This is a genomic window from Streptomyces sp. NBC_00569, assembly GCF_036345255.1.
GTDB lineage: Bacteria > Actinomycetota > Actinomycetes > Streptomycetales > Streptomycetaceae > Streptomyces.
Genome location: NZ_CP107783.1, coordinates 6,259,746 through 6,283,652, shown reverse-complemented (window position 1 = coordinate 6,283,652; position 23,907 = coordinate 6,259,746). Strand labels below are relative to the sequence as shown.

Here is a 23,907-nt window from a genome sequence, read left to right as displayed (position 1 = left end):
GCACGTTCCCCGCCCGAGCCGCACGTGAATGAATGGGCGTAGCAAGGCAGTTGGCCGGGGCTGGCACTTCAGAGCAAGTGAGTACTTTGGAGGACGCAATGCGCACGACTGCCCGCACGTCCCGACGCGCGATGACCTTCGCGGTCGTCGCAGCCCTGGCCACAGGGCTGCTCGCCGGATGCGCGACCGATGACGACTCAGGATCCGACGGCGGCTCGGGCGGTGGTTCCGGCAACAAGGGCGGCACCACGGTCACGATCGGCACGTTCGGCGTCTTCGGCTACAAGCAGGCCGGGCTGTACGACGAGTACATGAAGCTGCACCCGGGCGTGACGATCAAGGAGAACGTCACCACCCGCACCGACGTCTACTGGCCGAAGACGCTTACCCGGCTGCAGGCCGGGTCCGGCACGGACGACATCCAGGCAATCGAGGTCGGCAACATCACCGAGGCCGTCCAGACGCAGGCCGACAAGTTCGTCGACCTCGGCAAGGAGGTCGACAAGTCGCAGTGGCTGGACTGGAAGAACTCCCAGGCCACCACCAAGGACGGCAAGCTCATCGGGCTCGGCACGGACGTCGGCCCGATGGCGATCTGCTACCGCAAGGACCTGTTCGAGAAGGCCGGTCTGGAGACCGACCGCACCAAGCTCGCCGCGCAGTGGAAGGGCGACTGGAACAAGTACGTCGACCTCGGCAAGCAGTACATGAAGAAGGCGCCGAACGGCACCAAGTACGTGGACTCCGCGTCCTCCGTCTACAACGCGGCGCTCGGCGGTGAGAAGGAGCGGTACTACGACAAGGACGGCAGCGTCATCTGGGACAAGTCCACGGGGGTGAAGAAGTCCTGGAACGCCGCCATGGAGGTCGCGACGAGCAACATGTCGGCCAAGCTGAAGCAGTTCGACAAGCCGTGGGACCAGGGCTTCGCCAACGGCACCTTCGCCACGGTGGCCTGCCCCGCGTGGATGCTCGGCTACATCCAGGAGAAGTCCGGTGACTCCGGCAAGGGCAAGTGGGACGTGGCGGCCGCGCCGACCGCGGCCAACTGGGGCGGCTCGTTCATCGGTGTGCCGACGGCGAGCAAGCACCAGAAGGAGGCCATCGCCCTGGCGAAGTGGCTGACCGCGCCCGCGCAGCAGGCGAAGGTCTTCGCCAAGCAGGCCAGCTTCCCGTCGACACCTTCGGCGTACGCCGACCTGAAGCCGCAGGCCGCGACGACCACGTTCTTCTCCGACGCGCCCCTGACGCAGATCTTCTCCGACTCGGCGAAGACCATCCCGGTCCAGATCTTCGGCGTCAAGGACCAGCCGATCGGCACCGCGATCACCGACACCGGCATCCTCCAGGTCGAGCAGAAGGGCAAGTCGCCCGCGCAGGGCTGGGACGCGGCCACCAAGGAAGTCAAGGACGTGCTCGACCAGTGACCAGCTCCGACGAGGCTCTCGCGCAGTCCGCGACGAGCGCCGACACCGCGCCCGGCTCCCAGGAGCCGGGCGCGGCCCGGGGCGCTCAGGGTCGCGGTACGGCGCCGACAGGCGCCGGCACCTGGCGCAGCCGGCTGTACCGCTGGGACATGAAGGCGTCCCCGTACGCGTTCATCTCCCCCTTCTTCGTCATCTTCGGCGCCTTCTCACTGGTGCCGCTGCTCTACACCGCCTGGTACTCGCTGCACCATGTGCAGCTGTCGAACCTGGACGGCCAGACCTGGGCGGGCCTGGACAACTACACGAACCTCTTCCAGTCGGACTTCTTCTGGAACGCGCTGAAGAACACGTTCACCATCGGCGTGCTCTCGACCGTGCCGCAGCTGGTGGCGGCGATCTGGCTCGCGCACATGCTCAACTACCGGCTGCGCGGCTCCACCGTGTGGCGCGTCATCATGCTCACCCCGTACGCCACCTCGGTGGCGGCGGCGACGCTCGTCTTCGTGCTGCTCTTCTCGCCCGACACCGGCATGATCAACTGGGCGCTCGACCTGATCGGCATCGACCCGGTCAACTGGCGTGAATCCGACTGGGGTTCGCAGGCGGCGGTCTCGTCGATCGTGATCTGGCGGTGGACCGGGTACAACGCGCTGATCTATCTGGCGGCGATGCAGGCCATCCCGGCCGACCTGTACGAGTCGGCGGCCCTGGACGGCGCGAACCGCTGGCAGCAGTTCCGGCACGTGACCATTCCGATGCTGCGTCCGACGATCCTGTTCACCGTGGTCGTCTCCACGATCGGCGCGACCCAGCTCTTCGGCGAGCCCCTGCTGTTCGGCGGTGTCAGCGGCACCAAGGGCGGGTCCGAGCACCAGTACCAGACGCTCGGCCTGTACATGTACGACCAGGGCTGGATCGTCGGCAACCTCGGCAAGGCGTCCGCGATCGCCTGGTCGATGTTCCTGATCCTGCTCATCGTGGCCGCGGTCAACCTGCTGATCACCCGACGGCTGAGGAAATCCCAATGACCACCATCACCGACGCGACACCGCCTCAGGTCGACGGTCAGGACACCGAACCGCCGCGTCGGCGGCGGATCCTGGGCGCGGGCAAGCAGCTGCACGCGGGTCCGGTCACGTATCTCGTGCTGACCCTGTTCGCCGTGATCTCGCTCGCCCCGCTGCTGTGGACGACGATCGCGGCCTCACGCACCAACGCCCGTCTCGCTCAGACACCACCCCCCTTCTGGTTCGGCGGAAACCTCTTCAAGAACCTGGAGACCGCCTGGAACCAGGCCGGCATGGGCACCGCGATGTGGAACACCATCCTCGTGGCGGCGACCATCACCGTCGGCACGGTGCTGTTCTCCACGCTCGCCGGTTTCGCCTTCGCCAAACTACGTTTCCGGTTCTCGACCACGCTGCTGCTGATGACCATCGGCACGATGATGATCCCGCCCCAACTGGCCGTCGTTCCGCTGTACTTGTGGATGACGGACCTGGGCTGGGCGAACCATCTGCAGACGGTCATCCTGCCGACCCTGGTCAGCGCCTTCGGTACGTTCTTCATGCGTCAGTACCTGGTCCAGGCGCTGCCCACCGAGCTCATAGAGGCCGCCCGGGTCGACGGGGCGAGCAGTCTGCGGGTCGTCTGGCACGTGGTCTTCCCGGCCGCGCGCCCGGCGATGGCGGTGCTCGGGCTGCTGACGTTCGTGATGGCGTGGAACGACTTCCTGTGGCCGATCATCGCGCTCAACGGAGAGAACCCGACGGTCCAGGTGGCCCTCAACCAACTGGGCACCGGCTACATCCCCGACGACTCGGTGATCATGGCCGGCGCCCTGCTCGGCACGCTGCCGCTCCTGATCGCGTTCCTGCTGTTCGGCAAGCAGATCGTCGGCGGCATCATGCAGGGCGCGGTAAAGGGCTGACGTTTCCCGGGGGCCGCCGCAAACGGCGGCCCCACCCCACAACTTCCTATCGATGGGAGCGCTTCCATGCCTAAGCCCATTACCCAGACACCCACAACAGACCCCACTCTCACATCCTCCGACACCCTCACCTTCCCGCCGAACTTCCTCTGGGGAGCGGCCACATCGGCGTACCAGATCGAGGGGGCGGTGCGGGAGGACGGCAGGACGCCGTCGATCTGGGACACGTTCAGCCATACGCCGGGCAGGACGGCGGGCGGCGACACGGGCGACACGGCGGTGGACCATTACCACCGCTACCGGGACGACGTGGCGCTCATGAAGGGCCTGGACCTGGGCACGTACCGCTTCTCGGTCTCGTGGCCGAGGGTGCAGCCCACGGGCCGCGGCCCGGCGGTCCAGCGCGGCCTGGACTTCTACCGGCGCCTGACGGACGAACTCCTCGCCCAGGGCATCAAGCCGGCCCTGACGCTCTACCACTGGGACCTGCCGCAGGAACTGGAGGACGCGGGCGGCTGGCCGGCGCGCGACACGGCGTACCGCTTCGCGGAGTACGCGGGCATCGTCGGCGAGGCGCTGGGCGACCGGGTGGACTTCTGGATCACGCTCAACGAGCCCTGGTGCAGTGCGTTCCTGGGCTACGGCTCGGGTGTGCACGCGCCGGGCAGGACGGAACCGGCGGCGACGCTCCGGGCGGCCCACCACCTCAACCTGGCACACGGCCTGGCAACACAGGCACTGCGCCAGACCCTGCCATCCCGAGCAGAGGTAGCAGTAAGCCTCAACTCCTCGACGGTCAGGCCCCTTTCACCCGACAGCCCCGCCGACAACGATGCCCGCCGGCGTATCGACAACCTGGCGAACGGCGTGTTCCACGGCCCGATGCTGCACGGGGAGTACCCGGCGGACCTGATCACGGACACCGCGACCATCACGGACTGGTCCTTCATCCACGCCACCGACCTGGCAGCGATCCACCAGCCACTGGACGCGCTGGGCCTGAACTACTACACCCCGTCCCTGGTCTCCTCGGCCCCGTCGGCCCCCACGACCCGATCCGACGGCCACGGCGCGAGCGACCACTCCCCCTGGCCGGGAGCGGACGACGTCGCCTTCCACCAGTCCCCGGGCGAGCGCACGGAGATGGGCTGGACCATCGACCCGACGGGCCTGCACGACCTGATCATGCGCTACACCAGGGAGGCGCCGGGCCTGCCGCTGTACATCACGGAGAACGGCGCCGCGTACGACGACAAGCCGGACCCGGAAGGCCGGATCCACGACCCGGAGCGCATCGCGTACCTCCACGGCCACCTGTCCACCGTCCACCGCGCGATCAAGGACGGCGCGGACGTCCGCGGCTACTACCTCTGGTCGCTGATGGACAACTTCGAGTGGGCGTACGGCTACGAGAAGCGCTTCGGGGCCGTCTACGTGGACTACGCGACCCAGAAGCGTACGCCGAAGTCGAGCGCGCACTGGTACGCACAGGCGTCCCGCACCAACCAACTCCCGCCGGCGAACTAAGGCACCCACCGGCGATCGACCGCGTACGAGACGGGAGGGGACGTGGGGGCATGTGCGCGCGCAGCCACAGCACCACGCACAGGCGACCAACTCGCTGACGGGCACCCGTAGAACAGCGAGCACGTACATGCCCCCGCGGCCCCGCACCCAAGAGCGAACCTGAGCAGCCCGCATCGAGCCCGCACCAGAAATCGAACTGAGCGAAACAGCGGCACACCCAAAAGCACGCGCGCCCCGGCCGAGTGGGGGGACCAAGATCCGGCCGGGGCGCACAGCTTCCCGTGGGGGTACTACTTGAAGGAGGCGAAGGCCTTCTGGAAGGCGTCGGCCGACTGCTCGATCGAGGAGCAGGTCGGCTGGGCCGAGTTGGACGCCCCGCCCTCACACGCCTTGTCGCGGGTGGCGGACCACATCGACAGACCGCCCAGTCCCTTCTCCTTGGCGAAGGCCACCAGCTGCGTGGCGTCGTCGACCTTGAAGACCTCGGACGAGACGTCGTTGACGCCGATCATCGGGGTGATCGCGACGGCCTTCCAGGCAGCGGCGTCGGACAGTCCGAGCGCGCTCTTGATCTGCGCCTGCGTGGCGGTGGCGGCCTGCTCGGCGTACGTACCCATGTCGCCGCTGTAAGAGGCGCCGTAGTCCATCGCCATGATGTTGACGAGGTCGGTCGAGACGCCGTTGGACTTGGCGTTCTTCAGGAAGTTCACGCCGTCGGACGTGAGGCCCTCGGGCATCACCGGGAGCGTGAAGGAGACGTTCAGCCCGGGGTTGTTCTTCTGCAGCGTGGCGATGGCCTGGGCACGCTTGGTGTTGGCGGCCGTGTCCGGCAGGGCGCCGCCCTCGACGTCGAAGTCGACCTTGGTGAGCTTGAACTGGTCGATGACCTTCTGGTACGCCGCCGCGAGGTCGGAGGCCGAGGAACAGGCCTGCGCCAGCTCGGTACCGGATGCGCCACCGAACGAGACTCGCACATCGCCGCCGGCGGCCCTCAGGTCGCCGATCTGGGCGGCGACTTCGTCACTGCCCAGGTCGGTCACGCCGCCCCACTTCGGGGTGCAGGAGCCGCCGGAGGTGAGGAAGGCGAGGTTGAACTCCTTGACGCCGGTGGCCTTGGAGGAGGCGACCAGGTCGAACTTCGGATAGAGCGAGGTGTCGACGTACGGGGCGAAGCCCGCCGCGGCGGCGGAGCCCGAACCGGTGCCGGAGGACGAGGACGGCGACGGGCTCGCCGTCGACGTGGCGGTCTCGGTGGGCTTGGCGGTGGCCGGGGCGGAGGCACTGGCGCTCGGGGTGGGAGTCGCGGACTCCGTGGGGCGTCCGCTGGGTTCGGGCGTGGCCCCGTCGTCCACGGAGCACTTGGCGCCGTCGATGAGACACCTGGCCGGATCGGCGTCGCCGGTGACGACGAACCCGACGGTCACGGACTTCCCCGCGGCGATGCCTTCCTTGTCCCAGGAGGCGGGCGTCACGGTGACATGCGAGCCGGACACGGACGACTCGGCGTTCCACAGGGAGCCGAGCTTGGTGCCGGACGGCAGGTCGAATTCGAGCTTCCAGTCCGACCGGGCCTTGTCCGAGTCGTTCTTGACGACGTACTGGGCGGTGTAACCGCCGGACCACTCGCTGGTCCTGGTGTACGCGGCGCCGACCCCCGCGGCCTGCGCCGTACCGGTGAACAGGAAGGCGCCGCCGCCCACGACGGCCGCGGCGACGAGCCCGCCTATCGCCTTGTTCCTGCCGCTGATCCTGCGCCGGTGCGTGCTGCTCATCGCGTGCCTGCCTTAGCTTTACGGGGGTGGGGGTGCGGCAGCACGCTAGCGATCCGGAACCCGGCAAATGGGGCACCAGCACCGGCGGTTGACGTTCTTATGGAGGGCTTAAGGAAGCCATCGGGACGGATTAAAGGTAGAGACCAACCTCGAAACGATGAGGCCCCACCCGACTACACAGCGGCACCGGACCCGGCACCCGGGCCCGCCCCGGACCCAGCGCCCGGCCCGGCACCCGGGCCAACCCCTGAGGAACCCCCCGAGCCGCCCGCGCCCCGCTTGCGCCCACGTCGCACCCCGCCCCGATGCCCCCGCCGCACAGCGCCACCGGGCCCCCGCCCGTCCAGCTGCACCCAGATCCGCACCTCGGTCCCCCCGAGCACGGAGGACCCGATGCGCACATCTCCCCCGGTCGACTCGGCGAGCCGGCGGACGATGTCGAGCCCGAGCCCGGTGGACCCGTCGCTGCCGGACCCGCGCCCGCGGGCCATCGCGGCGTCCGGGTCCAGGATCCCGGGCCCGGCGTCGGAGACGAGCACGATCACGGCGTCCTCGCCGCTGTGCACGTCGACGGCGAAGGCGGTGCCCTCGGGCGTGTGCCGGAAGACATTCCCGAGCAGCGCGTCGAGCGCGGCGGCCAACTCCCCCCGGACCACAGGGATGCGTACAGGCCGGTCGACCCCGGCGACGCGCACCTTGCGCCCCTCGTCCTCGGCGAGCGCGGACCAGAAGTCCATGCGCTCGCGGATGACCTCGGCGGCGTCGCACCCGGCCCCGGGTCCCGCGGCGGCGGTCTGCGGCTTGGCGTCGCGAGCGGTACGGATGATGGTGTCGACCTCGCGCTCCAGCTGCTCGACGGCGGCGCGGGTCTGGTCGGCGGCGGCGCCTTCCCCCAGCGAGACGGCGTTGAGCCGCAGAACGGTGAGGGGCGTGCGCAGCCGATGCGAGAGGTCGGCGGCCAACTCCCGCTCGTTGGCGAGAAGCTGGACGACCTGATCGGCCATGGAGTTGAACGCGACGGCGGCGAGCCGGAGTTCCGTAGGACCTTCCTCCGGCACGCGGGCCCCGAGCTTCCCCTCGCCCAGTTCGTGCGCGGCGGAGACGAGGCGCTGGGCGGGCTGCACCATGCGTACGCCGAGCCGGTCGGCGACGGCCACGGACCCTATGACGAGGGCGACACCGACCCCGGCCAGCACCAGCCACGCGGTGGCGACCCCGTTGGTGACCTCGGACTCCGGCACGAACACCTCGACGACGGCGATGCCGGAGCTGACGGCGATGGGCTGGAGCCACACGGACCCGCCGGGCACATCGGCGACGGTGGCCTGGCGGAGGCCGACGTGCCCGTCACCGGCGCGTGACGTGCCGACCTGGATCGCCGGGGCGCCACCGGCGGCCGGGATGTACACGGCCATACGGCCGTCGGCACCGGCCTCGGTGGAGGCGACGGCGCGCGTCAGTTCGTCACGGTCGGTGGTGATGGAGAGGGTGGGCCCGATCGCGGCGGCGGTCCGCTCGGCGTTCGAGAAGGCGCGGTCCCTGGCCATCTCCTTGATGACGAGGCCGAGAGGAACCGCGAAGGCCACCACGACCATGGCGGTGACGGCGAGGCACACCTTGACCAGGGCCCACCTCATGCCGGCCCGCCCTCCGTCCGCGGCGGCTCCAGCTTCACACCGACGCCCCGCAGAGTGTGCAGATAGCGCGGCCGCGCGGCCGTTTCGCCCAATTTCCGCCGCAGCCACGACAGATGGACGTCGATGGTCTGATCGTCCCCGTACGACTGCTGCCACACCTCGGCGAGAAGTTCCTTGCGGGGGACGACGACGCCGGGCCGGCCCGCGAGGAAGGTGAGCAGGTCGAACTCGCGCCGGGTGAGATCGAGCCGCGCCCCGTCCAGCTCGGCCTGGCGCCGCAGCGGGTCTATCGCGAGGCCGCCGACCTGGAGGAGGCGCGAGGGCGGCTCGGCGGCGGCGCTGGAGCGCGCGCGGCGCAGCACGGCGGCCATGCGCGCGGACAGGTGCTCGGGCGAGAACGGCTTGGTGAGGTAGTCGTCGGCGCCGTCGTTGAGAAGCCGGACGATCTCGGTCTCGTCGTCGCGGGCCGTGGCGATGATCACGGGTACGTCGGTGATGCCGCGCAGCATCTTCAACGCCTCGGATCCGTCCAGATCGGGTAGTCCGAGGTCGAGAATCACGACGTCGAAACGGAAATGGGCGACCTCGCGCAGCGCCTCCAGGGCCGTGCCGACGCTCCGTACGGTGTGGGAGGCCTCGGTCAGGTGCCGGATGAGGGCCGAGCGCACGAACTGGTCGTCCTCGACCACGAGCACACTTGCCATGGGCGGCACCGTACGCCATACGGGGGACCCCGGTCCTCCTTCCGCCCAGGTCCGGTGCAACGCCGGTCCCCCCGGGACACGGGTGGGGCGGGTGCGGCAGTATGGCCGCGATGCACCCCATGCGCAGAGGACTTGTTCACACGGCGGCCTGGCTCCTGGCCACCGGTGCGGCCGTCACGCTGTCGTGGTGGGGCGTGCACACGGTGATGGCGGGCACCGCGTACGACCCGCCGCGCGCGGTACCGATCGCCGCGGGAGCGGTGGACGCGCGGGCGTCGTCGACGCACCGCCCGGAGTCGTCGTCGCCACCGGCGTCGCCGTCACACTCCGCATCGCGGAAGCCGTCGCGCTCCCCTGGCCCGGCCACCCCGTCCGCGAGCCGCACGCCGCGACCGAGCACCTCCGCGAAGCCGCCCGCGTCGCCGTCGGCGTCCGGCACGGTGAAGGGCTACACGACGCAGGGCGGCCGTGCCGTGTTCGACCTGGGCAAGGACTCGGCGACGCTGGTGTCGGCGACACCCGCGGCCGGCTGGTCGGTGCAGGTGTGGAAGGACTCGACGTGGATCAGGGTGGAGTTCACCTCGGGCACGGACAAGGTCTCGGTGTTCTGTACGTGGCACGACCACGCGCCGAGCGTGGAAGTGGCGAAGTACTGACCACGCGCACGACCACCCATCCCGGCCTGCCCGGGACGCCTCCTCGGCCCCCCGTCACCGGAATACGGACGGCGGTGGAGCAGGCGAAGCGACGGCGCGCGAGTCGCTGACGGCACCGGCGCCCCCGGTGAAGTCCGAGAGGGCCTTGCCGTGTTCGACGCGGGCGGGATGCGGATCGCCGGCCGCGCGCCGGGTCAGTTCGGCTACGGGCAGGACCCGGTCGGAGGCGACAAGCACCGCGTTGCCGAAGCGCTTGCCGCGCAGGACGGCCGGGTCGGCGACGAGGGCGAGCTCGGGGAAGACGGCCGCGGCGGTGGCGATCTGGCCGCGCAGATGCGCGAGGGGCGGCCCGTCGGCGAGGTTGGCGACGTAGCACCCGCCGGGCTTGACCACGCGGCGTACCTCGGCGAGGAACTCGGTGCTGGTGAGGTGCGCGGGCGTACGCGCTCCGCTGAACACGTCGGCTATCAGGAGGTCGGCCCAGCCGTCGGGGAGTTTCGCGAGGCCCTCGCGGGCGTCGCCGGTGCGGACGCGGATCCGGGTGCCGGGGTCCAACGGCAGCTCGCGGCGCACCAGTTGGACGAGTGCCTCGTCGCGCTCGACCACTTGCTGGGTGGAGCGGGGGCGGGTCGCGGCGATGTAGCGGGCGAGGGTGAAGGCGCCGCCTCCCAGGTGCACGGCGTGCACGGGACGGCCCTTGTCCACGGCGAGGTCGATGACGTGGCCGATCCTGCGCTGGTACTCGAATTCCAGGTGCCCGGGATCGTCGAGGTCGACGTGCGACTGCGGGGCGCCGTCCACGAGCAGCGTCCAGGCGCGCGGCCGGTCCCGGTCGGGTATCAGCTCGGCGAGCCCGCCGTCGACGGCCTCGACGACGGCCCCCCGGCCGCCGCGGGCCGCTCCGGCCTGCTTGTTCTTTGCCCTTGCCATCTGCCCATTATCGACGGGCGGGGACGAGTCGGCCCAGCGGCCGCGAGGCCAGGGGCCGCGAAGCCAGGGGCCGCGAAGCCAGGGGCCGCGAAGCCAGGGGCCGCGAGGGACCGGCGGCCAGGCCTCAGCGGCAGTTGTCCGCGGCTTCGATCATGCGGGCCGCCTCGCCGAGCGCCGCCCGCAGGACCGCCGGGTCGGTGACGAGCTCGGCCCCGCCGGGAGGGAGCAGCCAGCCGCCGCCCTCGACGGGGGCGGGCGGCACGGGCCCCGCACCGGGGCCTCGCTCCGGCGAGGGGGACGCGGGGGTGTGGGTGCAGGCGCTGCCGGGGACGTCCCAGGCGTCGGCGGTGCCCGGCGGCACGAGGAAGCCGAGGGTGTCGCAGTCCCCGTCGTGCAGGACCGGGCCGACGGCCTCGGTGGCGCCGCGGCGCAGGATGTCGACCGCTTCGAGGCCCTGGCGGGCCGGGACGGTCACCACGTCGCAGGACGCGCTGTCACGGGGTGGCGCGCTGTGATCCTGGGTCGGCCGGTGCCGCGCCGTCGAAAGTGATGCCTCCAACACGTCAGCCCCTCCTCGCTCTCGCGTACGGGTTGCACGACCGGAACGCGACCGCTCCGGCCCCGCAAGGTTCAACGCCCGTAGGCGTCAACAGCTACGGCGGCACGCCGCCGCAAAGGATGGCACTTCATGGCGGATGCGGGGTGAGATATCCCGTTTGTAGCTAAACACTGCGTGTCGGAGTCGTTACAGCAGGTACCTTCGTGCCCCGTCGGAACAGGGGTTGCACCAGGGCCCACAGAGGCCCAACTCCCCGGTGATCCGGCACGGTTCGCACGAGAGGGCCCGGTCATGACGCCGTCACCGGTGGCATCGTCAGCGCAGTCCCCGCGGCCGAATCTCGCCTTCAGGCGGCTGCGTGGGCAGCGCTCTCCTGGCGAGTTCGCGGCCGCGGTGCGACGCGCCGCCCGGGAGATCGGCGAGCGGGTCAGCTGCGACGCGCGCTACATCGGGCGGGTGGAGGCCGGCGAGATCCGCTGTCCCAACTACGCGTACGAGCGGGTGTTCCTGCATATGTTCCCCGGCCGTTCGCTCACGGATCTGGGGTTCGTGCCCCGCTCGGCCGTACGCGGCAGGGCGGCACGCCCCGCGGAGCCCGTACCCCTCGCGCGCACCGAGTTCGAGTTCCCGCACCACGACGAGGAGAGCGACGTGCGGCGTCGCGCATTCATGACCGGAGGGACGGCCACCGTGGCCATCGCCTCCCTGGCGCCCCTCGGCATCGCGGCCGACGGCACGGCAGCCCATGCGGCGAGGTCAACCGCCGCGGGCCACGGCGGGCGCGCGGCGCCCGAGGCCGGTGTCGGCGCGGTCGAGGAGGCCATCCGCCGGATCCGGCTGCTCGACGACCGGCACGGCGCCGACGGGCTCTACAAGAGAGCCGCGGCCCCGCTGCGTACCGCGTTCGCACTGCTCGACGCGGGGACGGCGGCGCCCGGCACGGCCGAGCGGCTCCAGGCCGGGGCGGGTGAACTGGCCATCTCCGTCGGCTGGTTGGCGCACGACTCGGGCCGATTCGACGACGCGCGCTCGCACTATGCGGAGGCACTGGCCACCGCGCGCGTGGCGGGCGACCCGGCGCTGGAGGCGCACGCGTTCTGCAACACGGCGTTCCTGGCGCGGGACGCGGGGCGGCCGAGAGAGGCGGTGCGGGCGGCGCAGGCGGCCACGCGCGTCGCGGCCCAGCTGGCGTCGCCACGGCTCCTGTCGCTGCTCGCGCTGCGCGAGGCGGGCGGCTGGGCGGGGCTCGGCGACCGCAGGGGGTGCGAGCGGGCACTGGCCCGGGCGCAGGCCCTCTTCGCGCGCGGGCGGTCGGACGACGACCCGGAGTGGATGACGTTCTACGGCGAGGCCGAGCTGGAGGGCCTGGAGGCGCAGTGCTACTCGGCGCTCGGCGACTGGACGCGCGCGGCCCGGCACGCGCGCCGCGCCGCGGCCCTCCAGGACCCGCACTTCACCCGGAACATCGCCCTGTACACGGCGGAGCTGGCCGACGACCTGGCGCGCGCGGGCCAGCCCGACGAGGCCGCGTCCGCGGGGATGCGGGTCCTGCATCTGCTGACCGAGGTCCAGTCGTCGCGCATCCAGTCGATGCTGGCAACCACCGCGCGCGTGCTCCTTCCGCACCGCAGGGCGTCGGGCGTCTCGGCGTTCCTGGAGCAGCACGCGTCGGCGCCGCGCACGGCGTGAGCACCGCCGGCGTCTCCAGGACCCCGTGAGCCCAGCCCGGTCCCGTCCGGCAGAAAGGCCCTAGCCCTCGTGGCCCGCGAGGTGGCCGATGTCGTTCCACGACTCGATCGCGGGTTCCCCGTAGGCCCAGCCGAGGACCGACAGGGACGTCGGGTTGAGGCGGATGCGGGCCGCGAAGTCCAGCGGGAGGCCCAGCCAGCGGGCGCCGATGGAGCGCAGCATGTGGCCGTGCGCGAAGACCAGGGCGTCGCGGTTCTCGGATCTGGCCCAGGCGACGACCTCGTCGGCGCGGGCGGTCATCTGCTCCAGGGTCTCGCCCTCGGGAACGCCGTCGCGCCAGATGAACCAGCCGGGGCGCCGCTCCTGGATCTGGGCGGGGGTCAGGCCCTCGTACGCGCCGTAGTCCCACTCCATGAGCGTGTCCCACTCCGTGGCGCGCTCGCCGAAGCCGGCGAGTTCGCAGGTCTCTCGCGCGCGGGAGAGGGGGCTGGTGCGGACCTCGGCGCCGGGGAGTCCGTCGAGGGGCGACCGGTGCAGACGTTCACCGAGGAGCTTCGCGCCGCGCCGTCCCTCTTCGAGGAGGGGGATGTCGGTCCTGCCGGTGTGCCGCCCGGACAGTGACCATTCCGTCTGTCCATGCCGGGCCAACAGGATGCGCGGTGCCATGAGTGACCTTTCCGAGGGGACTGAAAAGGGCTGCCATGTACCGATAAGTCAGGCCAGGCGCGCCCGCTCGTTCCATCATCGCTCACCCGGGATTCAGGCAACCCACCGGGCGATCGTTGCGTCTTCGTGGGTCGGAGGCGCCCCTTCCAGGCGGACACATACACCGTAAAGTGGTCCACGTGGCCACGGGCCGCCGTACAGGGAGTTAAGGGGGAGCGGCCTGATGTCGCAGACCGAGGCACCGTCCACTGCGGCGACAGGCGACCGGCTGCGCTGGTGGACCGAACTGCCGCTGATCGTGATGGTGTACGCCGCCTATTCGGCGGGCCGGCTCATGGTGCGCGGGGACGAGGCGAGCGCCGTCGACCACGGCCTCGCGATACTCCGGGCCGAGAAGGCACTCCATCTCAACCTCGAACACCCGCTGAACCGTCTCTTCACCGCCGAGGCCTGGATCGGTGTCCCCGCCGACTTCTGGTACGCCTCACTGCACTACCTCGTCACTCCGGGCATCCTGATCTGGCTCTTCCGCAGCCGCGCCGTCCACTTCCGCGCCGCCCGGACCTGGCTGATGACCTCCACTCTGATCGGCCTGATCGGCTTCACCCTCGTACCGACCTGCCCGCCGCGCCTGCTGTCCCCCGGCCACGGATTCGTCGACACCATGGCCCAGTACAGCTCGTGGGGCTGGTGGGGCGGCCAGGCCAGCGCGCCGCGCGGGCTCGGCGGCATGACCAACCAGTACGCGGCGATGCCCAGCCTGCACGTCGGCTGGGCGATGTGGTGTGGGGTCATGCTGTGGCGCCACGGCCGTACGCCGCTGGTCAGGGCGGCCGGCATCGCCTACCCGCTGATCACCGCCTTCGTGGTGATGGGCACCGCGAACCACTACCTCTTCGACGCGCTCGCCGGGGTCGCCGTGATGGGCCTCGGGTTCCTGGTCAGCCGACGCGTGGTGCGGGCAGCGGACCTCGCACGGGCCCGTGTGCGCAGCGCGCCCGTGGCCGGTTCCGCACGGCCCGGCCGCACCTTCCCCGCCCCGGCCTCCACGGCGGCGTCCTCGATTGTCAGTGGGGAGTGCCAGACTTCGGCGGGTGAGCGAATTCCCCGACAGCGCAAGGTCAGTGCAGGACCGGGCGGCGGCCCGGGTGCCCGCTCCTCCGACGCGAGGGACGGCACTGCCGACTGGGGCCTCCCCTGCCCGAGCGAAGCCGAGAGTCTGGGGAAAGCTCGCTGAGCTGCGTGGCAGTGACATACCGCCACGGGCGCTCGACGCGCGGGCGCTGGCCGCGCTCGCGGCGAACCCCGGGTGCCGGCGGCGCGCGCTGCTCGACGGGGCGGGCGTCGACAAGGCGCGGCTCGCGGACGCGCTCGGGGCGCCGTCCGGTTTCGGCCAGTCACAGTTCGCGTTCATGCGGGGAAACGCGTTCGAGGCGAAGGTCAAGGCCGACGGGGGCACGGAGCTGCTCCGGCTCGTGCACGAGCGCATGGGCGGCGGCCCGGAGCCGGTGCCGGGCCGGGCCCGTACGCCGGATCTGACGGCGGCCGGACCCGAGGGCCGCACGGCCCGTACGGCGCTCGCGCTGCGTGAGGCGACGGCGGAAGCGGCCGCCTCCGGCGCCTGGACGTTCCTGGAGCACCCGATGCTCGCCCTGGACGTCGCGGGCACCCCGGCCTTCCTCGAACCGGACGCAGTGGTCGTGCACCCCGACGGGACGTGGACGGTCGTCGAGATCAAGTCCTTCCCGATGATCGACGGCAGCGCGGACGCGGCGAAGGTCGGCGCCGCGGCCCGCCAGGCCGCGGTGTACGTGCTGGCCCTCGAGCGGGTCGCCGGGCACCTGGATCCGGCGCCCGAGGTCAGGCACCGGGTCCTGCTCGTCTGCCCCAAGGACTTCAGCAACCTTCCGGCGGCATCCGCCGTCGACGTGCGCAAGCAGCTGTCGGTGACACGGCGGCAGCTGGAGCGGCTCACCCGCATCGAGGACATCGCGGACGCGCTGCCCGAAGGCACCTGCTTCGACGTCACGCTGCCCGCGGACGAGCTGACGGAGGCGGTCGAGTCGGTGCCGGCGACATACGCGCCGGAGTGCCTGGCCGCGTGCGAGCTGGCGTTCCACTGCCGCGACCGGGCCCGTGATCAGGGCGCGGTCACCTCGCTCGGCCGCGGCCTTCGGGCCGAGCTGGGCGGTCTGACCACGGTCGACGAGGTCCTCTCGGCCGCCCACGGCCACTCCGGCGACCCGCTGGACCCGGCGGTCGCCGCCCTGCGCCGGGCGGCCCGGCTGCGGGGCGAGGCGCTCGGCGCGCGCGGAGAGGAGGCGCCGTCATGGCCCTGATCAACGATCTGGCCCGTCTGGAGGCCGTGCAGAGCGGGCGCGCCCAGCCGGTCGCGACCGTGCGGCACCGTCATCTGTCGCAGCGCCCCCTCGTCCTCGTCCCGCTCATCACGGCCGGCGAGGCGGGCGCCCCGCTCGGCGCGCTCGTCGGCACGGAGCGCACCTCGCCCCGGCTTCTCGTGGTGCCCCAGCCCCGCGACCGCGACCTGCGCTTCGCCTTCCTCGCCGAGCTGGCAGGGATCGTCCTGCCGTACGTCGACGGGTTCGCGGCCGACGTCGAGGCCGCCGAGCGCGCCGAGACGGACCCCACGACCGGCAAGCGGGTCAAGGTGGAGGTCGAGCTGTGCGCGGACGCGCCCCAGCTGATCCTGCCGAGCCGCTCCGGCATCGAGTTCGTACGGCTTCTGGGGCGCTCGATGCGGTTCCGCCGCACCGCCGAGCAGGAGCCCGAAGCGCCGTATCCCGCGCCGCCCCACGTCCCGCTCCTGGGCCGCTGGCTGACGCACTTCGGGGAGCGGGCCAGGGTTCCCGGTTCCGCGCTGCTGCTCGCCATGACGGACCTGCTGTCCCGGCACTGGGCGACGGGCCAGTCCACCCTGGAGGACCAGCACCTGGGCTCGCTGCTCGCCTGGATCGAGGCCCCGGAGGGCGCGTCGGGCGCCGAGGCCGCGCTCCGCGCCGAGCTGGCCCGGGACAAGGACGGCCAGCTCGTCTGCCCGCCCGCCGGCCCGGCCACCGACCCCGCGTTCGACAACAAGCTGCTGGCACCCGCGATCGAGCGCTACAACAAGGCCCGCACCCTGCTGGCCGCCGCCGAGGACGGCATCGAGGCGGACATGAGGCTGGCCGCGCTGACGGCGGCCGAGCGCGAGATCCACGCGCTCGTCGAGAGCCGGACCCGGCCCACGTGGGACGCGGTGTGGCGTGGCCTGGACGCGCTGTGCACGCTCCCCGAGGGGCCACGCGCCGCGGAGCGCTGGACGCGCGACCGCTGGTCGTTCACCGGCCACCGGGACCGCGTCGCCGCGGGCGAGCCGCCGCAGCCGCGCCGCGACGACGCGGTGACGGCGGCCAACAAGCTGGCGACGCGCGAGCGAGAACAGGCCAGGCTGGACGCGCAGGAGGCGCTCGACGACCCGCTGGTCATGGCGGGCCGACGGCTCACCGGGGAGGCGTTCGCGGGCGAGGTGACCGAGTCGGTGCCGGCGTACAACGAGAAGAACCGGCCGCGGCCCCTGATCACCGTCCGCACCGACGACGTGCCGCATCTCGACGAGCGCACGAAGGTGTACCGCTCGCTCGACGGCAAGCCGCAGGCCGCGGAGTTCGTGTCGTACGACGCCGGGGGCGGGGTCGTCCTGCGCGTCCTGGACAAGATGGGCCGCGGCAAGGAGCCGGAGCCGGGGTCCGTCCCGGAGAAGGGTGACCAGGTGTGCTTCACGCTCTTCGAGCACGAGCAGCGGGGCGGCCCGAAGCTGCCGGACCCGGAAGAGACGCCGTGGACCCACGGCGGCCCGCCGCACATGGACGGCTCGGGCGCACCGGTGCCTGAGGCGCCGGACGCCGTGACCACGGAGGATCTGCTGTGACGGCCGCACCGCATCAGCCCGGCCGCTCGGGCACGAGCGGCGACACCCCGTTCGACCCGGGGGCGGCGGCCGGCCGCGCCACCGACGCGATCCTCCACGACACCCTGCACGGCACGGCCCGCGGCACCGTCGTGGACTCCCCGCCCGGCGCCGGGAAGTCGACGCTCGTGGTGCGGGCCGCGCTCGAACTGGCCGAGGCGGGACGTCCGTTGATGGTCATCGCCCAGACGAACGCGCAGGTCGACGACCTCGTCCTGCGCCTCGCCGAGAAGAACCCCGAGCTGCCCGTCGGGCGCCTGCACAGCAGCGACCCCGACCCGTACGACAAGGCACTCGACGACCTGGTCAACGTGCGCAAGTCGACCAAGGCCGGTGACCTGGCGCCGCTGCCGGTCGTCATCTCGACGGCCGCGAAGTGGGCGCACGTCAAGGACATCGACCCCTGGCAGCACGCCATCGTCGACGAGGCGTACCAGATGCGTTCGGACGCGCTGCTCGCCGTGGCGGGCCTGTTCGAGCGGGCGCTGTTCGTGGGTGATCCGGGCCAGCTGGACCCGTTCGCGATCGTCGGGGCCGAACAGTGGGCGGGCCTGTCGTACGACCCTTCGGCGTCCGCCGTGACGACGCTCCTGGCGCACAACCCCGAGCTGCCGCAGCACCGGCTCCCGGTCTCCTGGCGCCTCCCGGCGTCCGCCGCGCCGCTGGTCTCCGGCGCCTTCTACCCGTACACGCCCTTCCGCAGCGGTACGGACCACGGCGACCGCAGCCTGGGGTTCACGGTGGCGTCCGACGGCTCGGGCCCGGACCGGGTGATCGACGAGGCGGCGGAGTCGGGCTGGGGCCTGCTCGAACTCCCGGCCGGTCACACGCCCCGCACGGACCCCGAGGCGGTTCGGGCCCTGGCCCAGGTGGTGCGGCGGCTGCTCGACCGCGGCGGCGTCACGCTCTCGGAGCGCGGCCCCGACCCGTCCCCGCTCACGGCGGACCGCATCGCGGTCGGCACGGCGCATCGCGACCAGGCGGCGGCGGTGCGCTCGGCGCTCGCGGAGCTCGGCGTCACGGACGTCACCGTGGACACGGCGAACCGGCTGCAGGGCCGCGAGTTCGACGTCACGGTCGTCCTGCACCCGCTCTCGGGCCGCCCCGACGCGACGGCGTTCCACCTGGAGACCGGCCGTCTGTGCGTCCTGGCGTCCCGCCACCGCCACGCGTGCATCGTGGTCTGCCGCGCGGGCGTCCCCGACCTGCTGGACGACCACCCGTCGACGGAACCGGTCCAACTGGGGGTGACGGTGAAATTCCCGGACGGCTGGGAGGCGAATCACGCGGTACTGGCCCGCCTCACGGAACACCGGGTGGCGTGGACGCCTTGAACTGAACAACGGGGCGCTCTTGCGGGCCTGCGGAGAATAGAAGGTGGCCCCGGCGGCGACGCGGGCTGCACACCGTACGAGGAGGAACATCATGGCCGAGCCCGAGCGGGCCCGTACCGAGAGGCGGATGCGTCCGGCCCCGCTGCTCTTCGAGCCGGCCGAGGCCGCCGCGGACCCGGAGCACTTCTTCGACCTGGAGGCGATCGAGGACCCGAGCGAGCTGCTCGCCCGCGCCACGGAGCTGACGCACGCGTTCCGCGCTGCGGCCGACCGGTCCGTGGAGTTCCAGGCCCTGGCTGCGGCCCAGCTCGCCGACCCGCGCCGCTTCGACCGCCTGACGGCCGCGGCGATCGCCGAGCAGGCGCAGTGGACCGAGGACTACGCGAAGAAGATGGTCGAGTTCGGCCGCGACCTGATGCGCGGGCCCGCCGAGAACCGGCCCTAGCGACGCCGCGGCAACCACACCCCGTAAAGATCATCTGGCATATGCCAGGGGGCAAGATACTCCACCCCGCCCCCTCCTGTCCCGATTTCCGGCAACCCTGGGAAGTCGCGCGCTCACGGCCGGTAGATGTAAATGCCATGAGCGCCGCATATCGCCAGAACAGCACCGGCCCGCTGACCCGGTACGACCGGTTCGACATCGCGGGCGCCACTCGGGAGGGCGCCGCGTGGCTCGCCTCGGCAGGAACGCATCCGCGCAGCACCCTCGCGTTCTGGGAGTCCCGGCCCGGCGCCCCCGTGGTGCTGCCCTGCGGCACCGCCTTCGACGTGGTGAACGTGCCGTCGATGTTCGGGCGCCGGATGTTGGACGCGCTGTGGGAGGACGGCCCCGGCTCGGGCCCGGTCGCCGCGCACCGCGGCCGCATGCTCCTGTTCACGGCACCCGGCACCGCCCACCGGCTGCCCTCGCTCCTGGAGTGGGAGGAGTGGGGCCCCGCCGTGCCGCCCCTCCTGTGCCATGGAACCGGTGACGCCGTGACCGTCCCGCCGCCGGCCGGGGGCACCGACCACGCCGGGGGACCCCACGCCGACTCACGCTGGGTGGTCGCCCCGGACACCCGCCACCCCTGGTTGCCGGGACCCGAGGTCATGCTCTGGGCCTGCGTCCGGGCGGCCCGCGCGAGCGCCAAACCTGCGGTGCGGATATCGATTTTTCCTGGCCCGGATCAGGATGCTAAGGTCTACGACGTCAGCAGGCGCCGCTAGCTCAGTTGGTTAGAGCAGCTGACTCTTAATCAGCGGGTCCGGGGTTCGAGTCCCTGGCGGCGCACAGACAAGCGAAGGCCCCCCACGCAAGTGGGGGGCCTTCGCCATTGACGGACCCACTCCGACGCGGCGAAGGCGGCCGGGGGCCCGGGGGTCGCCCCCCGGAAAGACACAGCATCAGCGGGTCCGGGGTTCGAGTCCCTGGCGGCGCACAGACAAGCGAAGGCCCCCCACGCAAGAGCGAGGGGCTTCTTGCGTATGCCGGTGCGGGGCGGGCGCTCGGAGAAATTGCCACTCCTTGCGACAGCGGTGCGCCGGTACGCCGGTACGCCGGTACAGCGACGCGGCCACCGCGACAGTCGTTCAGCCCGTCTCGACCTTGACCGTCCAAGACCCCGACCGCGTGCGCCCCTCGACCTTCACCCGTACGTTCTCGCCCGGTACCTTGAAGCTCTCGCCCACCCGTACCGGTGCGTCCGCGAGCGGTGGAGAGACCGAGTCGCCGTAGCACGCGTCCGTGTGGGGGTGTGCGTCGAGCACCTCGATCGGGCCGCTGCCGGAGGGAGTCTCGTTGCGCACGCGGTAGACGAGGATGCCTTCGGAGCACGTCGCCGCGTCGTTGCCGTCGGCGCTGCGGGCCTCCAGAGCGATCGCACTGTCCTCCCCGGTGCGTACGACGGCGAGCTTCGTCCCGGCGCCCACGCCGAAGGGCGCACCGTTGGTTCCGGGCGCCGCGCCCGGACGCGCGGGTGCGGACGTCAGGGGTTCGAGGGTGAGCCGCCGGCTGCCCGTCACGCACACGACCTGCCGCCGGGCCAGCCACCCCAGCTTCCACTTGTGCCAGCCGAAGAGGTCGGGCGCGAGCCCGAACTGACTGCCCATGACATCCCAGTCACCGACGTACGTGTCCCAGTCGCCCTTGCCGTCGGTCGGCCGGTGGTAGAGGTCCGGAAGGTCGAAGACGTGGCCCGTCTCGTGGGCCAGGACGTTGCGGTCGGGCGGATGCTGCTCGAAGACGGTGACGATGCGCTTGATGTCCGTGCCGTCGGCGCGCATCGGCCGGTCGAAGTTGACGACCTTCGTGGCGTCCGAGTCGACGCCCGGGGCGTCGGGGTCGGCGACGAAGTAGACGATGTCGAACTTGCTGAAGTCGGTGTGCGGGTCGGCCGTGGCGAGGGCGTCGCGCAGATAGGCGCCGCGGTGCGCGACGTCCCAGTCGCGCTCTATGGCGTACGACGTCGAGGTGTGCGGCATGCGGAGCCAGTGGCGCTGCGGGTGCGGGACCAGGTGGAACTTCCCGTAGGAGGACCGCTCGTAGAAGTCGCTGGTGGCGGGGAAGTAGTCGGCCGTGAGTTCCTCAGGGGTGGCCGTCGGCCGGGAGTCGGGGAAGGAGAGGAAGACCATCACCGCGTTGAGGGTCCGGACCGGGCGCGGGTAGGCGTTGTTCCAGGTGTCGAGGCCCTCCGAGTGGTGGGCCGCCGTGCGCTCCAGCGCGCACGGTCCCGCGTACGGGGCCGCGACCGCGGGGCCCGCGACCAGGGACGTGGCGGCCATGGCGGCGAACGCGGTGAGGGCCGCACCGGCGGAGCGCAGGCGGGGCCTCTCCACTCCACCGGGTGGCAGCGGACGCGGCAAGTCGACCTCCGGATGGGGAAAGCGGGACACCCAACCCAGAGTGTGATGATTTGTACTACTTCGCCCTGTTTATCTGGCCCGGTCGGGTGAGGAGGCGACACCCCAAGCGGTCACGGAACGTCACGCATGATCGCGGGAGACCAAAAGCAGTGCCAGGGAAGGGCAGAAACGATCTGCCGGCTACCCCGGGATGCCGCCGAACCGGCGGATCGGGCGGGCAAGGCTGGATCGCGCCTCGGGGCTGCCTCTATGATCGGCACACTTTCCTGCGGGCCCGGCTGCGAAGGCCGTTCGCCACCCGGACTGTGATGACCCGGGAGCAACCCTCCCGGACCCCCGGAACGACTGCACTGCGGGAGCGAGCGGTGAGCGGAATGTCCGAAGGGCCGATGACCGCGGCCGGCGCGGCACCCGACTCCACCCGCCGCGCCGTCACGGAGAGTTCCGCAGCGGTGGCGGCGCCCCCGCACGCCGCCGCCCCGGACTCCGTACGCACGGGCCCGGACGCCCGGGCCCACGAGGCGCTCGGCGTCGAGCCCCCTCCTCCGCCCGCGCCCTACCTCTCGGCGTTCCTCGCCGCACCCCTCGCCCTGGCCGTGGTGGACCGCCGGGGCCAGGTGGTCACCGCGAACGCCGCGCTCGCCGTGATGCTCGGCGTGGAGGACCCCGGCCGGCTGACCGGGCACACGGCGGCGGAACTGGTGGACCTGGCGTCCGACTCCCGCACCTGGCACACGTACCAGGAGGTACTGCGCGGGCGGCAGGCGCGGCTGACGTGCACCCGCAGGATCAAGCACCCCGACGGGCACTCCGTGTGGGTGCAGGTCACCGTCTCGCCGGTGCCGGGCGGCCGTACGGTGCTGCTCTCCCTCACCGACATCAGCGCCCGCCGTGAACTCCAGGCGCGGCTGCGGCACTTGCAGATGCACGACCCGGTGACCCGGCTGCCGAACCGCACGCTGTTCTTCGAGCGGCTCTCCGCCGCGCTGGAGGCGGGCGCGTACGACGGGGCGGGCAGCGGCCGGATCGGGCTGTGCTATCTCGACCTCGACGGGTTCAAGGCGGTCAACGACACGCTCGGGCACGGCATCGGGGACCGGCTGCTCGCCGCCGTCGCCGAGCGCCTGACGCGCTGCGCCGACCGGATCGGCTACGGCCAGAGGGCCGCGGCGCCGCTGGTGGCGCGGCTCGGCGGCGACGAGTTCGCGCTGCTCGTGGAGGACTCGGCCGGTACGGAACAGCTTGCGGGGCTCGCCGAGTCGGTGCTCCGCTCGGTCCAGGAACCGTTCGACCTGTCAGGGCAGCGGCTCGCCGTGTCGGCCTCGATCGGGGTCGTGGAGCGGCACATGGAGGGCACGACCGCGACGGGTCTGATGCAGGCCGCGGACACCACGCTGTACTGGGCGAAGGCCGACGGCAAGGCGCGCTGGACGCTCTTCGACCCGGAGCGCAACGCGCACCGGATGACCCGCCAGGCCCTGTCGTCGGGCCTGCGTCCCGCGGTGGAGCGCGGCGAGTTCGTCCTCGAGTACCAGCCGCTGGTGAATCTGGGTGACGGAGTGCTGCGCGGCGTCGAGGCGCTCGTGCGCTGGGACCATCCCCAGTTCGGAATGCTCACGCCGAATCGGTTCATCGGACTGGCCGAGGAGGACGGCTCCATCGTGCAGCTGGGCCGGTGGATCCTGCGCACGGCGTGCCGGCAGGCGCGCAGCTGGCAGCTGGAGCACCCCGAGGCGCCGCCGGTCTACGTGAGCGTGAACGTGGCGGTGCGTCAGGTATGGGACTCGGACCTGGTGGCGGATGTCGCCGAGGTCCTCGCGGAGACCGGACTCGCTCCGGAACTCCTCCAGTTGGAACTGACGGAGTCGGCGGTGATGGGCTCGGCGGGCCGCCCCCTCCAGGCCCTGCAGTCGCTGAGCGACATGGGCGTGCACATCGCCATCGACGACTTCGGCACCGGCTACTCGAACCTCGCGTATCTGAGCCGGCTCCCGGTGTCGGTCCTGAAGCTGGACGGCTCGTTCGTGCGCGGATTCCAGTACGACGACGGGGGCGAGCACGCGACCCCCGCGGACGCCGTCATCGTCGAGGCCATGGTGCAGCTCGCGCACCGGCTCGGTCTCACGGTCACCGCGGAGTGCGTGGAGACGGCGGCGCAAGCAGCGCGCCTGCGCCAGATCGGCTGCGACACGGGACAGGGCTGGCTGTACTCACGCCCGGTGGCGCCGGATCGTATCTCCGCGCTGCTGACGGCTTCCTGACGGC

The 23,907-nt window shown here is 71.8% G+C and carries 20 protein-coding genes and 1 tRNA gene; 14 read left to right on the top strand and 7 right to left on the bottom strand.

The window, feature by feature from the left end:
* Positions 1-98: 98 nt before the first annotated feature.
* The 4 genes from OHO83_RS28340 (at position 99) to OHO83_RS28325 (ending at position 4,884) form a co-directional block, all read left to right on the top strand.
* Entirely contained in the window at positions 99-1,427 is a 1,329-nt protein-coding gene (locus tag OHO83_RS28340) for an ABC transporter substrate-binding protein (protein ID WP_266670789.1), read from the top strand.
* Positions 1,424-2,455: a carbohydrate ABC transporter permease gene (locus OHO83_RS28335; RefSeq protein WP_266670791.1), complete on the top strand. Its 1,032-nt coding sequence runs from the start codon at positions 1,424-1,426 to the stop codon at positions 2,453-2,455. Before OHO83_RS28340 ends, OHO83_RS28335 begins: the two co-directional genes overlap by 4 nt.
* Positions 2,452-3,357, top strand: coding sequence for a carbohydrate ABC transporter permease (locus OHO83_RS28330; RefSeq protein WP_266670793.1), 906 nt, complete (start codon positions 2,452-2,454; stop codon positions 3,355-3,357). The genes OHO83_RS28335 and OHO83_RS28330 overlap by 4 nt, the downstream gene beginning before the upstream one ends.
* Before the next feature lie 66 nt (positions 3,358-3,423).
* Positions 3,424-4,884 (top strand): GH1 family beta-glucosidase, encoded by a 1,461-nt coding sequence (locus OHO83_RS28325; RefSeq protein WP_330279904.1) that lies wholly within the window; start codon positions 3,424-3,426, stop codon positions 4,882-4,884.
* A 290-nt stretch (positions 4,885-5,174) separates the two neighbouring features.
* On the opposite strand, the gene OHO83_RS28320 is transcribed toward OHO83_RS28325, so the two are convergent.
* From OHO83_RS28320 to OHO83_RS28310, 3 genes are all read right to left on the bottom strand, one after another.
* Positions 5,175-6,656 (bottom strand): glycoside hydrolase family 18 protein, encoded by a 1,482-nt coding sequence (locus tag OHO83_RS28320; protein ID WP_266670797.1) that lies wholly within the window; start codon positions 6,654-6,656, stop codon positions 5,175-5,177.
* A 173-nt stretch (positions 6,657-6,829) separates the two neighbouring features.
* Positions 6,830-8,293, bottom strand: a complete 1,464-nt coding sequence (locus tag OHO83_RS28315) for a sensor histidine kinase (RefSeq protein ID WP_330279903.1) — start codon at positions 8,291-8,293, stop codon at positions 6,830-6,832.
* Positions 8,290-8,997, bottom strand: a complete 708-nt coding sequence (locus OHO83_RS28310; protein ID WP_329435077.1) for a response regulator transcription factor — start codon at positions 8,995-8,997, stop codon at positions 8,290-8,292. Before OHO83_RS28310 ends, OHO83_RS28315 begins: the two co-directional genes overlap by 4 nt.
* 119 nt (positions 8,998-9,116) lie before the next feature.
* On the opposite strand from OHO83_RS28310, the gene OHO83_RS28305 reads away from it, so the two are divergent.
* A complete protein-coding gene (locus tag OHO83_RS28305) occupies positions 9,117-9,653 on the top strand; it encodes a hypothetical protein (protein ID WP_266670803.1) in 537 nt (178 codons plus the stop codon).
* 54 nt (positions 9,654-9,707) lie between these two features.
* Here OHO83_RS28305 and OHO83_RS28300 read toward each other — a convergent pair whose 3' ends face one another.
* Positions 9,708-10,583 (bottom strand): spermidine synthase, encoded by an 876-nt coding sequence (locus OHO83_RS28300; protein WP_330279902.1) that lies wholly within the window; start codon positions 10,581-10,583, stop codon positions 9,708-9,710.
* 124 nt (positions 10,584-10,707) lie between these two features.
* The gene (locus OHO83_RS28295; RefSeq protein ID WP_266670807.1) at positions 10,708-11,145 is read right to left on the bottom strand and encodes a hypothetical protein; all 438 of its coding nucleotides are present in this window, start codon (positions 11,143-11,145) and stop codon (positions 10,708-10,710) included.
* Between the two features lie 288 nt (positions 11,146-11,433).
* On the opposite strand from OHO83_RS28295, the gene OHO83_RS28290 reads away from it, so the two are divergent.
* The gene (locus OHO83_RS28290) at positions 11,434-12,831 is read left to right on the top strand and encodes a tetratricopeptide repeat protein (RefSeq protein WP_266670809.1); all 1,398 of its coding nucleotides are present in this window, start codon (positions 11,434-11,436) and stop codon (positions 12,829-12,831) included.
* A gap of 60 nt (positions 12,832-12,891) precedes the next feature.
* Here the strand turns inward: OHO83_RS28290 and OHO83_RS28285 are convergent, their stop codons facing one another.
* Positions 12,892-13,497 (bottom strand): histidine phosphatase family protein, encoded by a 606-nt coding sequence (locus OHO83_RS28285; protein WP_266670811.1) that lies wholly within the window; start codon positions 13,495-13,497, stop codon positions 12,892-12,894.
* Between the two features lie 223 nt (positions 13,498-13,720).
* Between OHO83_RS28285 and OHO83_RS28280 the strand changes: the two genes are divergently transcribed.
* From OHO83_RS28280 to OHO83_RS28250, 7 genes are all read left to right on the top strand, one after another.
* A complete protein-coding gene (locus OHO83_RS28280; protein WP_330279901.1) occupies positions 13,721-14,734 on the top strand; it encodes a phosphatase PAP2 family protein in 1,014 nt (337 codons plus the stop codon).
* Positions 14,646-15,836 carry a hypothetical protein gene (locus OHO83_RS28275; RefSeq protein WP_406317916.1) on the top strand — a complete coding sequence of 397 codons (1,191 nt, stop codon included), beginning with the start codon at positions 14,646-14,648 and terminating at the stop codon, positions 15,834-15,836. The genes OHO83_RS28280 and OHO83_RS28275 overlap by 89 nt, the downstream gene beginning before the upstream one ends.
* Positions 15,827-17,425, top strand: coding sequence for a hypothetical protein (locus tag OHO83_RS28270; RefSeq protein ID WP_330279900.1), 1,599 nt, complete (start codon positions 15,827-15,829; stop codon positions 17,423-17,425). Before OHO83_RS28275 ends, OHO83_RS28270 begins: the two co-directional genes overlap by 10 nt.
* Entirely contained in the window at positions 17,422-18,798 is a 1,377-nt protein-coding gene (locus tag OHO83_RS28265; RefSeq protein ID WP_329435068.1) for an AAA domain-containing protein, read from the top strand. Before OHO83_RS28270 ends, OHO83_RS28265 begins: the two co-directional genes overlap by 4 nt.
* Positions 18,799-18,889: 91 nt before the next feature.
* A complete protein-coding gene (locus OHO83_RS28260) occupies positions 18,890-19,243 on the top strand; it encodes a hypothetical protein (protein WP_266670819.1) in 354 nt (117 codons plus the stop codon).
* Between the two features lie 137 nt (positions 19,244-19,380).
* On the top strand, positions 19,381-20,007 hold the full coding sequence (locus tag OHO83_RS28255) for a bifunctional DNA primase/polymerase (protein WP_266670821.1): 627 nt from the start codon (positions 19,381-19,383) through the stop codon (positions 20,005-20,007).
* A tRNA-Lys gene (locus OHO83_RS28250) sits at positions 19,998-20,071 on the top strand. The genes OHO83_RS28255 and OHO83_RS28250 overlap by 10 nt, the downstream gene beginning before the upstream one ends.
* Positions 20,072-20,370: 299 nt before the next feature.
* Here the strand turns inward: OHO83_RS28250 and OHO83_RS28245 are convergent.
* The gene (locus OHO83_RS28245; RefSeq protein WP_330279899.1) at positions 20,371-21,672 is read right to left on the bottom strand and encodes a M6 family metalloprotease domain-containing protein; all 1,302 of its coding nucleotides are present in this window, start codon (positions 21,670-21,672) and stop codon (positions 20,371-20,373) included.
* A 344-nt stretch (positions 21,673-22,016) separates the two neighbouring features.
* Between OHO83_RS28245 and OHO83_RS28240 the strand changes: the two genes are divergently transcribed.
* Complete coding sequence (locus tag OHO83_RS28240) at positions 22,017-23,903, top strand: putative bifunctional diguanylate cyclase/phosphodiesterase (RefSeq protein WP_266676372.1); 1,887 nt, start codon at positions 22,017-22,019, stop codon at positions 23,901-23,903.
* Positions 23,904-23,907: the final 4 nt, after the last annotated feature.

Excerpts from the sequence above, each read along its gene's own strand:
- OHO83_RS28260 (WP_266670819.1), top strand. The coding sequence starts at position 18,890 with ATGGCCGAGCCCGAGCGGGCCCGTACCGAGAGGCGGATGCGTCCGGCC.
- OHO83_RS28300 (WP_330279902.1), bottom strand. The coding sequence starts at position 10,583 with ATGGCAAGGGCAAAGAACAAGCAGGCCGGAGCGGCCCGCGGCGGCCGG.
- OHO83_RS28270 (WP_330279900.1), top strand. The coding sequence starts at position 15,827 with ATGGCCCTGATCAACGATCTGGCCCGTCTGGAGGCCGTGCAGAGCGGG.
- OHO83_RS28320 (WP_266670797.1), bottom strand. The coding sequence starts at position 6,656 with ATGAGCAGCACGCACCGGCGCAGGATCAGCGGCAGGAACAAGGCGATA.
- OHO83_RS28285 (WP_266670811.1), bottom strand. The coding sequence starts at position 13,497 with ATGGCACCGCGCATCCTGTTGGCCCGGCATGGACAGACGGAATGGTCA.
- OHO83_RS28255 (WP_266670821.1), top strand. The coding sequence starts at position 19,381 with ATGAGCGCCGCATATCGCCAGAACAGCACCGGCCCGCTGACCCGGTAC.
- OHO83_RS28240 (WP_266676372.1), top strand. The coding sequence starts at position 22,017 with ATGTCCGAAGGGCCGATGACCGCGGCCGGCGCGGCACCCGACTCCACC.
- OHO83_RS28340 (WP_266670789.1), top strand. The coding sequence starts at position 99 with ATGCGCACGACTGCCCGCACGTCCCGACGCGCGATGACCTTCGCGGTC.
- OHO83_RS28330 (WP_266670793.1), top strand. The coding sequence starts at position 2,452 with ATGACCACCATCACCGACGCGACACCGCCTCAGGTCGACGGTCAGGAC.
- OHO83_RS28310 (WP_329435077.1), bottom strand. The coding sequence starts at position 8,997 with ATGGCAAGTGTGCTCGTGGTCGAGGACGACCAGTTCGTGCGCTCGGCC.
- OHO83_RS28280 (WP_330279901.1), top strand. The coding sequence starts at position 13,721 with ATGTCGCAGACCGAGGCACCGTCCACTGCGGCGACAGGCGACCGGCTG.
- OHO83_RS28325 (WP_330279904.1), top strand. The coding sequence starts at position 3,424 with ATGCCTAAGCCCATTACCCAGACACCCACAACAGACCCCACTCTCACA.
- OHO83_RS28315 (WP_330279903.1), bottom strand. The coding sequence starts at position 8,293 with ATGAGGTGGGCCCTGGTCAAGGTGTGCCTCGCCGTCACCGCCATGGTC.
- OHO83_RS28290 (WP_266670809.1), top strand. The coding sequence starts at position 11,434 with ATGACGCCGTCACCGGTGGCATCGTCAGCGCAGTCCCCGCGGCCGAAT.
- OHO83_RS28305 (WP_266670803.1), top strand. The coding sequence starts at position 9,117 with ATGCGCAGAGGACTTGTTCACACGGCGGCCTGGCTCCTGGCCACCGGT.